This window comes from Chitinophaga terrae (ex Kim and Jung 2007) (assembly GCF_900107795.1).
Lineage (GTDB): Bacteria > Bacteroidota > Bacteroidia > Chitinophagales > Chitinophagaceae > Chitinophaga > Chitinophaga terrae.
Genome location: NZ_FNRL01000021.1, coordinates 46,779 through 61,404, shown reverse-complemented (window position 1 = coordinate 61,404; position 14,626 = coordinate 46,779). Strand labels below are relative to the sequence as shown.

Genomic DNA, 14,626 nt, shown 5'->3' with positions numbered 1-14,626 from the left:
TTAGTTAATTAATTTGTTATTGTGCTTTGGACAAGGCGGTAGCCCAGTCTATCAGTACCTTTTTGTTTTCTGTACTAAGCCGGGCATCGCCGTGGATTAAGGTATAGGAAGACAAAGGCATCTCGTCTTTTTCAACGGTCTTTGCTATCTCCTGTAATTTTTTGATTTTCTTTTCCGCAGGATAAGTGTAGAACTCATCAAAATTCAAATGCCTTTTTCCATCATTGATGTGGCTGTTAAGCCAAAGAGCTACCGGCTGAATGTTATTGTACCACGGATATTTGGTATTATTGGAATGGCAGTCGTAGCAACTGGTTCTTAACAACGTACCAACATTCTGCGGTACGTTGTAATGGCGTTCAATCGCATTGGCTGACACTCCACCGGAAATGTTCTTTGCCGGGTGGTACAGTTGCATAAGCGCAAAAATGGCGACAAGCACAAACAGGACTTTCTTCATTGTTATTTTTTTTTGTTGTTTCATTGTTTAAAATGTTTTAATAATTGTTAGACCTATATTTTTCGACTGGTAAAAAGGAACTAAGGAAAATGCTCCTTTGTCTTTTTTTGAAGCAAACAATTTTGAGGTAACGGGAAACAGCCAGTAGGCAATTTCAGTGGAGAGGATGCCTATCCCAGCTCCGGCAACGACGTCGCCAACCCAATGCTTGTCGTTGAAAACCCTGTAAATGCCAGTCATTGCGGCAATGGGATACCCCGAAATACTTAACCAGAAATTACTATCCTTGTACTCCCGGAACATAAACTGTGCAGATGAAAATGCCGTAGCCGTATGGCCTGACGGGAAAGACAAGTTATTGGAACCGTCAGGGCGTTCTTCGTGTACCAAATGTTTTGTTGGTAGTACGAGGGCTGCTGAAACCAGTTGGGACGTGGCATAAATAATAGTTCTGTCCTTAAAATTGTGCTTTCCTTTTACGCCTGCGAGGTTAAGACCATAGACAGCTACGGCTGGTGCATACTGCATATAATTGTCAATTTTGGCTCCGGGCGTAATGTGTTCGCTGCTTTCGTGACGGGTGGACTTGTTTAGAGTTTTCAGACCGTCCACCGTCAGGCTCAACACGCCATAAGAAACCAGCGCAGAAGGAACTATCAGCTTCTTTACCGAAAATTTATAGGCGTTGTCATTAAGGCTCAACGTATCCATACTTCCTGTTTGGGCTTTTAAGCCCAACGAAAGCGTTAAGATTATAAATAGCAATACAGGTTTCATACTAATCATCTGCTGTATTTTTCAAAACCATTAAAAGATTATAAGCTCCTTTGGTAGCAAACATCTGTCCGTCGTGTTTTGCCCCGTCAATGATTTCCGTAAAACCGTTTTCGGAATTTCCAATTTGCACTTCGGTCATTTCAAACTGCCTGTTCCCTTTCTGCACGAAAGCATAGTTCTTGTTCTCAAAACGAACAATGGCATCATCGGGCAGTACAGCGGTATTAGCTCCCGAAATTTCCACGTCTGCGTTCATAAACATTCCGGGCAGCAGACTTTTGTCGTACTGCTCAAAATGGCAATGGACTTGGGCAGCATTGTCGCCGGAAAGATTCTTACTGATTAAAATAACTTCGCAGGGGTATTTCTTTTCGGGATGCGTATTGGTATAAGCCAATAAATGCTGTCCTACTGCCAGCTTGTTCAGGTCTTTGTCAAAAACCGTTAATGCCAGATGAATGTCGTTCGGATTGACCAACTCAAACAGCACATCGCTCGGATTGACATATTTGCCGATGTTGACGTTTACCGACGATACAAAACCGGAGATGGGCGAATAGATGTTGATGCTTTTTGAAATATTGCCTGCGGTTATATTGGCAGGGCTCAAGCCTATCAGCCTTAACTTCTGTTCCAGCGATTTTATCAGTACATATTGTGTTTGATAAGTCGCCTTTGCCTGTTCATATACTTTGTCGCTGGCAGCTTTGCTTTGGTTCAAGTCTTTTTGCCTTTTGTATTCACTTTCGTTAAACGAAAGCTGCGCCTTGGCGGTAAGGTAGTCCTGCTGCAACTGTATATACTGTGGGTCTTCCATTACAGCCAACACTTCACCCTTGCTTACGTGTAAGCCGGGCAACAGTCTGGTGGACTTTAAATAGCCACCCAAAGGAACGCTGACAGACACCATGTTTTGTGGTGGCACATCTATCTTTCCGTTTAGTTTCAGTACCGATGAAATAGTTTTGTTTTCGATGTTGCCTGTTTCTACACCTGCGTTTTTATATTGGGCATCGGTAAGGGCAACCACATTTTCCACTTTGTTGACAGGCTGCTGCTCCTGCTGTTCATTGTTTTTCTTGTTGCCGCAAGAGGCAAGCAGCACCAACGCATTTATAAGGACAATTAATTTTTTCATTGATTTACTGTTATTATTTATTGAGGTAAAAATTAAGGTCGGCAATGGCATTGTTCCTGCTTTTTACCGCTTCAATGTAATCACTTTTGATGCTGACCGACTGACCTATAAGCAACGCCCATTCCAGATAATTGATGTCGCCGTTCAGAAACTGCTTGTTAGCGGTAGTGGTAATGGTTTCGGCATTTTTCAATGCGGTGTTCTCAAAATAAGCGACCGTTTCCTGATATTTCTGATACTGTTTCAAAGCCGAGGCAAAAGCGATTTCAAAATTTTTCAGGTTGAGGTCATAATCTTTTGAAGCTATTTCTTCATTGATTTTTGCCGCATTGATTTTTGCTTTCTGACTACCTGTAAAAATTGGAATACCCAGTCCAATTTGCACTGCCTGAAAACGGGGGGTACTGTTATAAATCTTGTCGTCTGCACCCATTCCTTTCATTCCGGCAATGTTGTAGCCCAATGTTATGTCAGGCGACAATTTGGAACGTTCCATTTTTGTGGTAGCTTGCGCAATTTGCTGTTGCTGCTTCAAAAACTGCATGGCGGGATGTGCAGCCAGTGCCGCAGTATCTATACCTGAAATATTGTTTTCCAATATTGCATTTTCGGACGGGACAAAAACCGTTTCGGTGTTCAGCAGCAACCGGAACTGTAACTGCAAGACTTCCTCATCTTTTTCCAGTTGGGAGAGCTGCAACTTGATTTGTCCACGCTGGTTTTCGGCGGTGGTCTTTTCGAGTACGTTGCTCTCGCCCTTGTTGAAACGAAGTGTGGCTTTGTCGAGAAATTCTGCAAAAAGAGTATCATTCTTTTGCAGCAACGCTTTTTTCTGTTGCAGGTACACGAGCGTGTAAAATACCTGTGCTACCTGCTTTTTAAGCTGCGCTTCCTGTACGCCCACGTTCAGCACGCTGCTTTTCCATTCCTCGTTCAGCAGTTCCTTTTGCCGTTTATAAACAGTCGGGAAATTGATGGTCTGCGAAATGCCCAGCCTTGTGTCTTTGTAAAAACTGTTGATTTGTCCATACTCGCCGAAAACCTGCGTTGCCGGGATGCTTGTTCCTGACTGAATAAGCTTCTGACGGTATTCGGTTTTCAGCCGTTCGTTTTTTACAGAACGGTTATTCGTCAAAGCGGTGTCAATTGCCTGCTGTAATGTTATTGGGATTTGGGCATTTGAATTTGTTGCCATTAACAACAACAGTACGGAAACAATACCTATTGCTTTTTTAGAAATGGAAACACCTTTATTGAACATCATATACAAGATGGGCAGTACAAAAAGCGTCAGGAATGTGGCAATCAGTAAGCCTCCAATCACCACCGTTGCCAATGGCCTTTGCACTTCTGCACCTTCTCCGTGGCTTAGTGCCATCGGTAAAAATCCCAAAGAAGCCACAAAAGCCGTCATCAGCACAGGGCGCAAACGGGTTTTGGTTCCCATAATGACAATGCGTTTCAAATCGGTATATCCCTCTTTCTTCAGACGGTTAAATTCGCCCAACAGTACGATGCCGTTCAGCACGGCTACACCGAACAGGGCGATAAAACCGATACCCGCACTCACGCTGAACGAAATACCTCTTATCGCCAAGGCAAAAATGCCACCAATGGCGGAAAGCGGTATGGACGTGTAGATGAGCAAGCCTTGCTTAACAGAACGGAATGCAAAGAACAGGAGTAGGAAAATCAGTACCAGCGAAACCGGAACCGCCACATACAAACGCTGTTTGGCAGCTTCCAGATTTTCAAAAGCACCACCGTAAGTGATGTAATAACCCGGTGGCAGTTTTATCTGCTGCTGCACTTTCTGCTGCAATTCATGAACAGTGCTTTGGATGTCCCTGCCACGGACGTTGAAGCCCACAATAATCCGCCGTTGCGAATTTTCACGCTGTATCTGGTTCAACCCTTCTTCTATATCCACGCTTGCCACGGTGCTTAAAGGAATTTGCGTACCCTGCGGCGTTGCTACCAAAAGGTGCTGTACATCTTCCAGCTTCTTCCTTTTGTCTCCTGTAAGCCGCACCACGAGGTCAAACCGCTTTTCGCCCTCATACACCATACCGCTGCTTTCGCCCGCAAATGCGGCATTGACCACACGGTTGATGTCGCTGATGTTCATACCATATTGGGCAATGGCGGCGCGGTTGTATTTGACCACAATCTGTGGCATACCGGTTACAGCTTCCACATACAAGGCTTCGCTACCTTTTACCGTGTTACAGATTTTTCCCAACTTGTTGGCATAGCTTGCCAATGTATCTAAATTTTCACCGAAAATTTTACAAACAACATCCTGTCTTGCCCCCGAAATCAGTTCGTTGAAACGCATCGCCACGGGATATTGGAAGCCGAACGATACCCCCGGAACATCTTCTAACGCTTTTGACATTTTGGCTTCCAATTCGGGATAAGTTTTTGCTGATGTCCATTCGCTGCGAGATTTCAGGATAACCATCATGTCCGAGGCGTCCACTGCCATTGGGTCTGTAGGCACTTCGCTGCTCCCGGTCTTGCCCACCACCTTTTCCACTTCGGGAAATTTTTTGAGGAGGATTTTAGATGCCTTTGAAACTGCGTCAATGGATGTATTCAGGTTGCTGCCCGGCAACACCCTTGTATCTATGGCAAAATCGCCTTCAGGCAATGACGGAATAAATTCGCCACCGAGTGTAGTCAGCACAAAAACCGCCGCCACAAACAAGCCCAACACGGTTGCAAGAACCGCTTTTTGATAACGCAAAAGTTTGGTCAGGTATTTTTGGAAAAAACGCTCCAAACGCCCCATCATGCTGTCCGAAAACGTTTGTTTGTGCGTAATTTTCTTACTCAAAAACAAGGTACTCATCATCGGTATATAAGTGAGCGAAAGGATGAATGCACCGAGCAGGGCAAAGGCTACGGTCTGTGCCATTGGCTTGAACATTTTACCCTCGATGCCCTCCAGTGTAAAAATGGGCAGGTAAACTATCAGGATGATGATTTGCCCGAAAACCGCACTATTCATCATTCCAGATGCAGAGACCTGTACCTCTTTGTCCATTTCGGGCTGGGAAAGGTTGTCGATACTCCTGAACCGCCTGCTATGCGACAACTTGTGCATAACCGCTTCCACGATAATGACTGCACCGTCTACAATCAGACCAAAGTCCAATGCTCCTAAACTCATCAGGTTGCCACTCACGCCAAAGGTGTTCATCAGGATAATGGCAAATAGCATGGACAGAGGGATAACCGAGGCTACCAGCAGCCCTGCCCGTAGGTTGCCAAGAAACAATACCAACACAAAAATCACAATCAGGGCACCTTCCATCAGGTTTCTGGTAACGGTGCTGATGGCATTGTTTACCATTTTGGTACGGTCGAGGAACGGGTCTATCGTAACTCCTTCGGGCAGCGTTTTTTCTATCTGCGCAATTCGCTGTTTGATGTTTTTGATGACTTCATTACTGTTTGCGCCTTTCAGCATCATCACTACCGCCCCCGAAACCTGTTGCTGACCGTTGTAGGTCATTGCCCCGTAGCGCGGTGCGTTCCCAAAGTGGACTTCCGCAATGTCACGGATTAAAAGCGGTGTGCCATCGGGCAGGTTTTTGACAACGATGTTCTGAATGTCGTCCATACTGCCCACCAGCCCCTCGCTTCGGATAAACAAAATTGTGGGCCCTTTTTCTATATACGCACCACCCGTATTTTGGTTGTTTTTTTCGAGTGCGCTGAATACATCGCCAATGGTAATGTTGTAAGCCATCAGCTTTTCCGGCGTTACGGCAATCTCATATTGTTTGAGCAAGCCGCCAAAGCTGCTTACTTCGGCTACGCCTTTCACACCCAATAGTTGCCTGCGGACTATCCAGTCCTGAATGGTGCGCAGCTCCATAGCGTTGTATTTATTTTCATAGCCTTTTTTGGGACGGACAGAGTATTGGTAGATTTCGCCTAATCCTGTTGTAACAGGAGCAAGTACAGGTGTCCCAAATCCTTTCGGTATCTGTTCCTGCGCTTGTTGCAATCGTTCCGCAACCTGTTGCCTTGCCCAGTAAATATCAGTGTTGTCATCAAATACTATCGTAACCACCGATAGCCCGAAACGGGAAAAGCTGCGGAGTTCAAGCAGACCGGGGATATTATTGTTAACCTGTTCAATAGGGAACGTAATCAAACGTTCCACATCAGGGGCACCGAGTGCCGGAGCGGTGGTAATGACCTGCACCTGATTGTTGGTAATGTCAGGTACAGCATCAATGGGCAGACGTCGTACTTCATAAACGCCGTAACCGATAAGGGCAAGCATAAACAGCCCTATAATGAGTTTGTTCTTGATAGAGAACTCAATGATTTTATTCAGCATAATAATCTTTTACTTGTTAAATGGGAAAAAGGAAAGAGAATGCAATACCCTGCCGAATGCACGGGGCAGCCGCAACCACAACCACAATGGTCGAACATACGCCTGTCTTTATCGTTCGGGGCACTCCATTGTGATTGTCCATAAGAGGACATTTTTTGCAAACGGAGCAGCTCGGCAAACGGGAAAAACATTACGTTGGCGATACAGCAGTCATACAGCTATTGCACTATATCCCTTACCAGAAATATTGTCCAATAACATAACTGCCCGATGTACAGCATCGGGAATGGAAACGGAATTTCTCTTTCAGTGAAATTTTAACAAGCTCTGGGAGGCTGCCAGACAGAAGAATGGTAGTTGAAAGAATAACCTATGGTGTTGTAAATCAGGTGTTGCTTCTTTTCAACGTAAAAAACCTTTGGTACAGCTATGGAAATAGGTACAGGTGCTACATAACTGGCAATAGCGATTATTGGATGAGCACAGGTTTTAAAAGGTAACTGCATATCCCTGTCGTAATCGGCATCGTGGGGCGAACCGTGCATATAGTGCATATCCAGAAAAGCCAAAAAAGTCATATCCTTGTCCAACATCTTATGCTCATGGTAATGCTGAAAAATCACGGGCAATTTGAGCAATTCAACTGCCTGCGTTGTAGAGAACAGGTAAATTGTCAGGAAAAATATGGATATAATCTTTTTCACTCTACAAAAGTACAAAAAAAGGACACTATTTCAAAAACTGTGTAAAGATAAAAATCGAGGTTCCGCCTCGATTTTTTAATTTTAAAACATACACAGCAAAATGAGACCAGAAGACATTATTACAGATGAGTTCCTGAAACAATTCAAAACTGGTAAGGAATTGAATGATTTCCTTGCCCAGATACAGAAACGCGGCATCGAAAAGATGCTGGAAGGGGAGCTGGACGGCCACCTTGGTTACGACAAACATGAACAAACGGGAGGCGACAACGCCCGTAATGGCTATGGGAAAAAGAAGGTAAAGACTAGCTACGGAGAGGCCGAGATCAGGGTTCCCAGGGATCGGGATGCGAGTTTCAACCCTATTATAGTGCCCAAGCGAGAAAACATGGTGGAAGGGCTTGAAGAGGTCATCGTGTCCCTGTACGCCAAAGGAATGAGCGTTTCTGATATAGAAGAGCAGATAAAAGATGTTTATAAGTTTGAGGTATCAGGTCCTACTATCAGCAGGATCACGGCCCGGGTTGCAGAAGATATTGTAGCCTGGCAGAATCGCCCTTTGGAACCTGTATACCTGATTGTATGGATGGATGGGATTGTCTTCAAGGTTCGGGAGAACAGTAAAGTAACCAATAAGACGATCTACATAGCAGTAGGCTTGCGTAGAGACGGTTACAAGGAAGTATTAGGCATGTGGCTTAGCAAAAATGAATCTGCGGCCTACTGGATGACTGTGCTCACTGACATGAAGGCGCGAGGCCTGGAGGATATTCTGATCAGCGCCACCGATAACCTCAATGGATTTACTCAGACCATCCGCTCCGTATTTCCCTTGGCGGCTACCCAGATCTGCGTTGTACACCAGATACGAAACAGCTGCCGGTATGTTGTCTGGAAGGACAAGAAGCAATTTACCAGCGACTTGAAAGAGGTTTATGCGGCCCCAACCCGGCAGGCGGCCATTGCTGCGCTGGATATCCTGGAAAGTAAATGGGCTGGCAAATACGCCTATGCCATCAAAAGCTGGCGGGATAACTGGGAAGAACTGACCGTATTCTTCGATTTTCCACTGGAAATCAGACAGATAATTTACACCACAAACCTGATCGAAAACTTGAATGGCAAGATCAGGAAATACACTAAAAACAAGCTATCCTTCCCTAACGATGAAGCGGTGATGAAATCTGTATACCTGGCTTTACGGGAAGCATCAAAAAAATGGACCATGCCCATTAGAAACTGGGGCATGATCCTTAATCAGTTTTTAACTATTTTCGAAGGGAGGGTTAAAATATAGCCCTACCTAGTTTTGCCTCGATTTTTAAACTTACACACTTCCTGAAATAGTCCCAAAAAAAGAGAAATTTAGCCACAAAACGCTGTAATTTAGATTGCTTCAAGATAGAAAGACCTGCCTTACTTTTCCTGCTGTACCAAATGCTGTAAATCAGGGTCGTTTTTAATACGCTCCATTTCACTCTCCACAATATTTACAACGTCCAGCTTTATTTGCTTGTAATTACCCTCTATTTCCTGCTTCATGTTGTCGGCTCCGTTTTCATCTACAAAGGATAATATCTGCGGTATCTTTTTATAGGTTTTGGTTTCGGCGGCAACCTTATCATTATCCACTACGATTTCAGCGTGAAAAATTTTTTGCTCGATTCGCTCATCAAAGTTGTCCGATACTGAACCGACAAACATACCCTGTGTAAGCGTTGAGATTTTGGATGCTGGTATGAGGCTATCCATTTGGGTAGAAATGGAAGTGGATTTATCATTGCGGTTAATGGTCATGCTCTGCCGTTTCTGCAATACCTTACCGAAACGCTCCGAAAGGTTTTTGGAGGTTTCGCCAACTACCTGACCGGAGAAAATATTGCCCACTGTATTTTGTATCACCTTACTTTCCTTGTCGCCGTAATCACGGGTTAATTGACTAAAATCCTGAAAGCCTAAGCAGACAGCCACCTTATTACTTCTCGCAGTTGCGATGAGCGAGTCCAGTCCCCTAAAATAAATTGTGGGCAGCTCATCTATCATAACGGAACTCTTTAACTGCCCTTTTTTGTTGATGAGTTTTACAATGCGTGAATTGTATAAACCCAAAGCTGCGGAATAAATATTTTGTCGGTCGGGGTTATTACCCACGCATAAAATCTTTGGCTCTTTTGGGTTATTGATGTCGAGTGAAAAATCATCACCCGTCATCACCCAATACAGTTGCGGGCTTATCATTCTTGACAAAGGAATTTTAGCAGATGCGATTTGTCCCTGTAATTGGTCTTGCGCTCCGCCTTGCCACGCATCCATGAACGGCGACAAATAATTTTCCAGTTCCGGGTATGAAGTCAATATGGTGAATACGTGTGCGTATTTTTTGTTCAGCAGTTCTATGGCGTGGGGGAACGTACAATATTTGCCATTCTCATAGATTTTCAGATACCAAATGATGGCTGCCAATAGAATAATTGGGCTTTCCACAAAGAAATCCCCTTGCTTTGTTACCCAACTTTTGTTAAGGTTCAGCATGATGGTATAAGCCGCTTCGTAAGCATCGGATATGTCTGTCATGAAGTCGGGGTTAAGCGGGTTGCATCGGTGGCTCTTGCGTGGGTCGTCAAAGTTGATGACGTAAAACTTGGGCTTTACTTTATATTTATTAGCGTGCTTTAGTAAATGGTTGTAGGCAATGATAGAAAGGTCGTCAAACTTGAAATCGTAGATATACATGCTGAACCCTTTCTCGATATGTTGCTTGATGTAGTTGTTTACGATTGCATACGATTTTCCACTGCCCGGAGTACCCAACACAATCGAGGCTCGAAAAGGATTGACTACATTCACCCACCCGTCATTCCACTTTCCTTTATAGTAGAACTTCGTAGGAAGATTGACGGAGTATTCGTTTTCCATCAACTTGGTTTCCTGTTGGAAACTTTCGTTCTCATTATTGAAAACATCGTCCATCAGGTTGTTGCGCAGCAAACGGCTCATCCATACACCCGCCATCATTAAAGCGATATAGCCCAACGAAGTTGTCAGGATATAAAGCGAAGTAGTCATACCTGCGGACAGCTTTAAAAGCGGTGTGTTCAGGAAGAACAGGACAAAGCCGATAGCTAAAGCAATGTAAATCTTGCGCCATGTTATCTTTTCATTCTTTACGCCCTTAGTTCCCAAACAGCTTAGTGCTAACAGTATTAAAGCAAAAATCTTGGTGTACAGTGTGTTTGAAAACAGCCCTGCGGTACGGTTGAAATTGGTCAGTATCTTGGCTATAATTTCGAGTGTCCAGCCACGTTGGGCAAAGAACCCGAAGCAAAACCAATAGAAGTGCATCAGCACCATAATGATGCTTACTGCTCTCATAAATGCCATTATTTTGGCAAGCCCTCTTAAATCGTCTTCTCCTTGCATAGTTCAAAAATTTGTTTTGATGCAAGTGTAGCCGCTATGGGGATGTGCTTATGGAAAGCGGTGTAAGATGGCTTTTAGTGGCACTATTTGGCATTAATTGTGAAATCAACAAAGACCAAGATGTTAATCCTGGTCTTTGATGGTCAAATGAAATATTATTGTTGTCTCCCTCGTCTTTTCTTCTTTTTCTTCATACGGTTGGCAAACGCGTGTTCCTCGTAATCCTCGCCCTGCGCTTCCGGCAGCAACCCGCCCAATCCGTCTATCAATCCGAAATCATCGGTCGGCTGCTCTTTATTCAGGAAGTCAAAAAGCCCGTGCGTTTCTTCTTTTTCATCAGCATTGTTTTTGCCTGCTGCTGGTAAATCGGTGGTGCTGTTCTGCTCTATGGTTTGGCGTTGTTCCACTGCTGCATCTTTCCACCAATCATTAAATACATTCGCAGATAGGTTTTTGTCCAAAGCTGAACCGTTCCAAACGGTACGGCTTTCGTGGTCAATAAAGGTCATGCCGTAAATGCGCCCCTCGTCATTGCGGCGTACTACGGTATTGATGCCCTGCTCCGTCAGTTGCTTTTTAAAATCAGCTTCATTGGTAGCGGTGTGCATCGCTGCCTCAATGGTGTTTTTGAGGATGGCTCTTGCAGGGTCGCCTTTCATTTTTTCCTTAGCCTGTTTGAAATGGTTTTGCAGTTCGTCCAATCCTGCGTGTTTGCCGAAAAGGGATGCCTTAAATGGATTGCTGGCTTTTTCTTTCTGCTCATTCAGGGCGAAATACACCAGCCCGTTTTTGGGTTGCCCGTGCAGTTCGCCTTTTACTTCCTCTGCCGTAATATTAAACAGGGAAAGCAAAGCATTGTAAGCCCCGATGCTTTGGTATTGGTAATACTTCGGCAGGTATCTTACGACCGATGCAATTTGACTCTTAACGTCCCCAGCTCTGTAATCCACCGGACGGAATGCCTGTTCGTTTCCGGTGCGCTGCTTTTCGGTGGCGGGCATCAGGTTGTACTTCTGTTCTAAATCCCTGCAAATTGCCATTGACTGCGGGTGGTCGTAACTGTCGCTTATCTTCTTACCGTCTATGCCTACACAAACCGTTACGATATGGATATGGGTACGCTCAATATCGTTATGCTTATATACTATATAGGGTTGGTTGCCGTATCCCATACGCTCCATGTATTCCTGTGCCATTTCTATAAACTGCGCATCGCTGACCTTATCCGCAGGATCTGGGTTCAGCGATATATGGCGCACTGGTTTCTCCGTTCGGATATTGGTAGATAAATAAGGCTCAAAACGCTGGTGTAGATAACTGGCTGAATAGGTATTATCCAGCGTTTCGGGTATCTTGTTCAATAACAAGACCTGCCCGTTTTCGCTGTCAATCTTTTTCTGATTATAGGAAATAGCACCGTACAAATTCTCGCCTTTACCAATCTTCGCTATCATCTTATTTGTCTTTTTGCAGGTGCGTTTTTTCAAATTCGGCTGTTAGCTCAATCACTTGGCGGCACAAAGAAGCCATTTCTGCGGTTTGTTTCTCCAACTTAAAGAGGTACGCCGATGCCTTTTTTTCCGAGAAATTGCGGTACAGTATCTTCACGATTTGATTATAGTTCACACCAACGGCTCTGAACTGGCTGTAAAAATTGGTGAGCCTTGTATGAAAATCCACGGCATCCATATCAATTTTTACGGTCTTTACTGTCTTCTGAAAGATGCAGGCGGTAATAAAATGCGCCATTACTTTCATACCTGATTGCTCAAACAACGTAAGGAACTGTGCATTTTCCATGTCGTTCAGACTAATCGAATAACGGTGTCTCGCAGGGTCTTTCTTAGGTTTGCGACCTACCTTGCTTATTTGATTTCTTTTGTTGTCTTCCATATCTCTATCCATTATAATTACCATAAACCACGACTTCGGAGTGCGTTTTCCAGCCCCCTGCTAAGGGCAAGTTGTTTTTAGATGCGGAATTTATTTCGAGCAGCTAAAAACATAACTTGCTCCTTTCGGGTGAAAGGAAAATCCGCCCTGCGGGACGGATTAGATAAAGCAGAAAAAAACGGCTTGTAGCCGTTCCACCTGTTGCCTTTTATCTGAAATGATTTCTCCATTCACTCTTTGTATTGAAGCCAATACAAAATAAGCGCAGCTTTCTCGAAGCATTGCAGTGTGAAACTCTGCCAAACACCGCCACAGAACGCCAATACAGGACAGGTTTAATAAAGCAGGTATATCTCTGCATTTCTTTGTGTAGGCATTTGCGATTGCCTGTGTAAGTATGTAACAACGTAGCTGCGTAGCTACGCAAATACACAGGCAGGCAATCAGGTAAATAATGCTGTATGCAAGTGGGCAAGTCTGTATAAAATGCAATAAGCAATCATGCAGATACACAAATAAAAAAGTGCAGTTGCATTTATCTCAATACAGTTAAAAATATCCGCATACAACAACCTGCAAATAACAATGTGCGAATGTGCTTTTGCACCATTGCACATAAATGAATAAACAGCTATACAGGTATAGCGATGTATAAATAGATAAGTAGATAATTAAAAACAGTTATGCACATGGACACAAAGAAACAACCATTGTTTATCGCCTTTTCCTCTCAAAAAGGAGGTGTAGGAAAAAGCACTTTTACCACGCTGGTAGCAAGTCTTCTTCATTATCGGCTGGGCTATAATGTTGCCGTCTTCGACTGCGACTTTCCGCAGCACAGCCTTATGCAAATGAGGGCAAGAGATATGAGCAGCATTATGGGTAATGAGGTGTACAAAAAACTGGCTCATAAGCAGTTTACAAGTATCAACAAAAAAGCCTATCCCGTTATGCAGCATCGGGCAGACGGTGTACTGGATAAAGTAGAGCAATTCCTGCAATCGACTACCGTTGCTGTGGACGTGGTTTTCTTCGACCTGCCCGGTACGGTTAATTCCGCAGGGATATTGAAAACGCTGGCTGGGATGCACCACATCTTTACACCAATCATAGCCGACCGTGTAGTGATGGAAAGCACATTGATTTTTACACAAGTCCTTAACGATGTGGTAAGAAAGCAGGGCGCAACTTCTATTCAAAGCATTAATCTGTTTTGGAACCAAGTGGACGGAAGGGAAAGAACCGCATTGTACAGCGTTTATGAGGACTTAATCAACAGCTTAGGTATTCACCTTATGCGTACCCGTATCACGGATAGTAAGCGTTTTCGCAAAGAGGGCGAAGCCGATGCAAAAACGGTCTTCCGTTCCACCTTGCTGCCTGCCGATGAACGATTGATGAACGCCTGCCGACTGGACTTGTTTATGGATGAGTTTTTAAGAACTGTGAAATTGTAAGCCCTATGGAAAATAAAAAGAAAAACCAGCCGGAGATAGACGAAGAATTTTTGATGAACATTATCGCCGATGGTGTAAAAAAAGAGGGTTTGAATGTAACGCCTGAACCGCCCCAAAAACAGGAACCGGAGAAAGAGCCGGACAAGCCCGTGAGCAGGGAAAGGAGCCGTTCTAAAAAAGCCAGCGAAGCGGACTATGAAAAACAGTTTTTCAAAAGAGCGGAAACCAATGCCCGCTATGGGAAGTCGGTGTACATACGTCCCGATTTTCACGAAAAGCTGACCCGTATCGTGCAGGTCATCGGTGAGGATAAGATAACGATATACGCCTATCTCGATAACCTGCTGGAATACCATTTTCAGGAATTTGGCGAAGACATTACCAAAAGTTTTAACGAAAAGTATAAACCTATTTTATAGT

11 protein-coding genes are annotated in these 14,626 nt (G+C 44.2%); 3 read left to right on the top strand and 8 right to left on the bottom strand.

The genetic code is table 11. The annotated features are described in order from the left end of the window. Positions 1-16: 16 nt before the first annotated feature. The 5 genes from BLV62_RS19930 to BLV62_RS19910 all read right to left on the bottom strand — a co-directional run bounded on the left by BLV62_RS19930 (position 17) and on the right by BLV62_RS19910 (position 7,436). Positions 17-484, bottom strand: coding sequence for a heme-binding domain-containing protein (locus BLV62_RS19930; protein ID WP_051347777.1), 468 nt, complete (start codon positions 482-484; stop codon positions 17-19). Between the two features lie 3 nt (positions 485-487). Continuing rightward, positions 488-1,171 carry a phosphatase PAP2 family protein gene (locus BLV62_RS19925; RefSeq protein WP_225889595.1) on the bottom strand — a complete coding sequence of 228 codons (684 nt, stop codon included), beginning with the start codon at positions 1,169-1,171 and terminating at the stop codon, positions 488-490. Between the two features lie 67 nt (positions 1,172-1,238). Beyond that, positions 1,239-2,375: an efflux RND transporter periplasmic adaptor subunit gene (locus BLV62_RS19920; protein ID WP_026773225.1), complete on the bottom strand. Its 1,137-nt coding sequence runs from the start codon at positions 2,373-2,375 to the stop codon at positions 1,239-1,241. A 13-nt stretch (positions 2,376-2,388) separates the two neighbouring features. Next, positions 2,389-6,732: a CusA/CzcA family heavy metal efflux RND transporter gene (locus BLV62_RS19915; RefSeq protein ID WP_026773224.1), complete on the bottom strand. Its 4,344-nt coding sequence runs from the start codon at positions 6,730-6,732 to the stop codon at positions 2,389-2,391. Between the two features lie 317 nt (positions 6,733-7,049). Then, positions 7,050-7,436: a hypothetical protein gene (locus tag BLV62_RS19910; protein ID WP_051347776.1), complete on the bottom strand. Its 387-nt coding sequence runs from the start codon at positions 7,434-7,436 to the stop codon at positions 7,050-7,052. A gap of 100 nt (positions 7,437-7,536) precedes the next feature. Between BLV62_RS19910 and BLV62_RS19905 the strand changes: the two genes are divergently transcribed. Next, positions 7,537-8,733: an IS256 family transposase gene (locus BLV62_RS19905; RefSeq protein WP_089763702.1), complete on the top strand. Its 1,197-nt coding sequence runs from the start codon at positions 7,537-7,539 to the stop codon at positions 8,731-8,733. A 119-nt stretch (positions 8,734-8,852) separates the two neighbouring features. Here the strand turns inward: BLV62_RS19905 and mobC are convergent, their stop codons facing one another. The 3 genes from mobC to mobA form a co-directional block, all read right to left on the bottom strand. Next, positions 8,853-10,856, bottom strand: a complete 2,004-nt coding sequence (gene mobC / locus BLV62_RS19900) for a conjugal transfer protein MobC (RefSeq protein ID WP_026773222.1) — start codon at positions 10,854-10,856, stop codon at positions 8,853-8,855. A 155-nt stretch (positions 10,857-11,011) separates the two neighbouring features. Then, positions 11,012-12,310, bottom strand: a complete 1,299-nt coding sequence (gene mobB / locus BLV62_RS19895; RefSeq protein ID WP_026773221.1) for a conjugal transfer protein MobB — start codon at positions 12,308-12,310, stop codon at positions 11,012-11,014. A gap of 1 nt (position 12,311) precedes the next feature. Then, positions 12,312-12,749, bottom strand: a complete 438-nt coding sequence (mobA, locus tag BLV62_RS19890) for a conjugal transfer protein MobA (RefSeq protein WP_089763728.1) — start codon at positions 12,747-12,749, stop codon at positions 12,312-12,314. A 689-nt stretch (positions 12,750-13,438) separates the two neighbouring features. Between mobA and BLV62_RS19885 the strand changes: the two genes are divergently transcribed. Further along, positions 13,439-14,206 (top strand): ParA family protein, encoded by a 768-nt coding sequence (locus tag BLV62_RS19885; protein WP_026773219.1) that lies wholly within the window; start codon positions 13,439-13,441, stop codon positions 14,204-14,206. Between the two features lie 5 nt (positions 14,207-14,211). Beyond that, entirely contained in the window at positions 14,212-14,625 is a 414-nt protein-coding gene (locus BLV62_RS19880) for a DUF3408 domain-containing protein (RefSeq protein ID WP_026773218.1), read from the top strand. Position 14,626 lies beyond the last annotated feature (1 nt).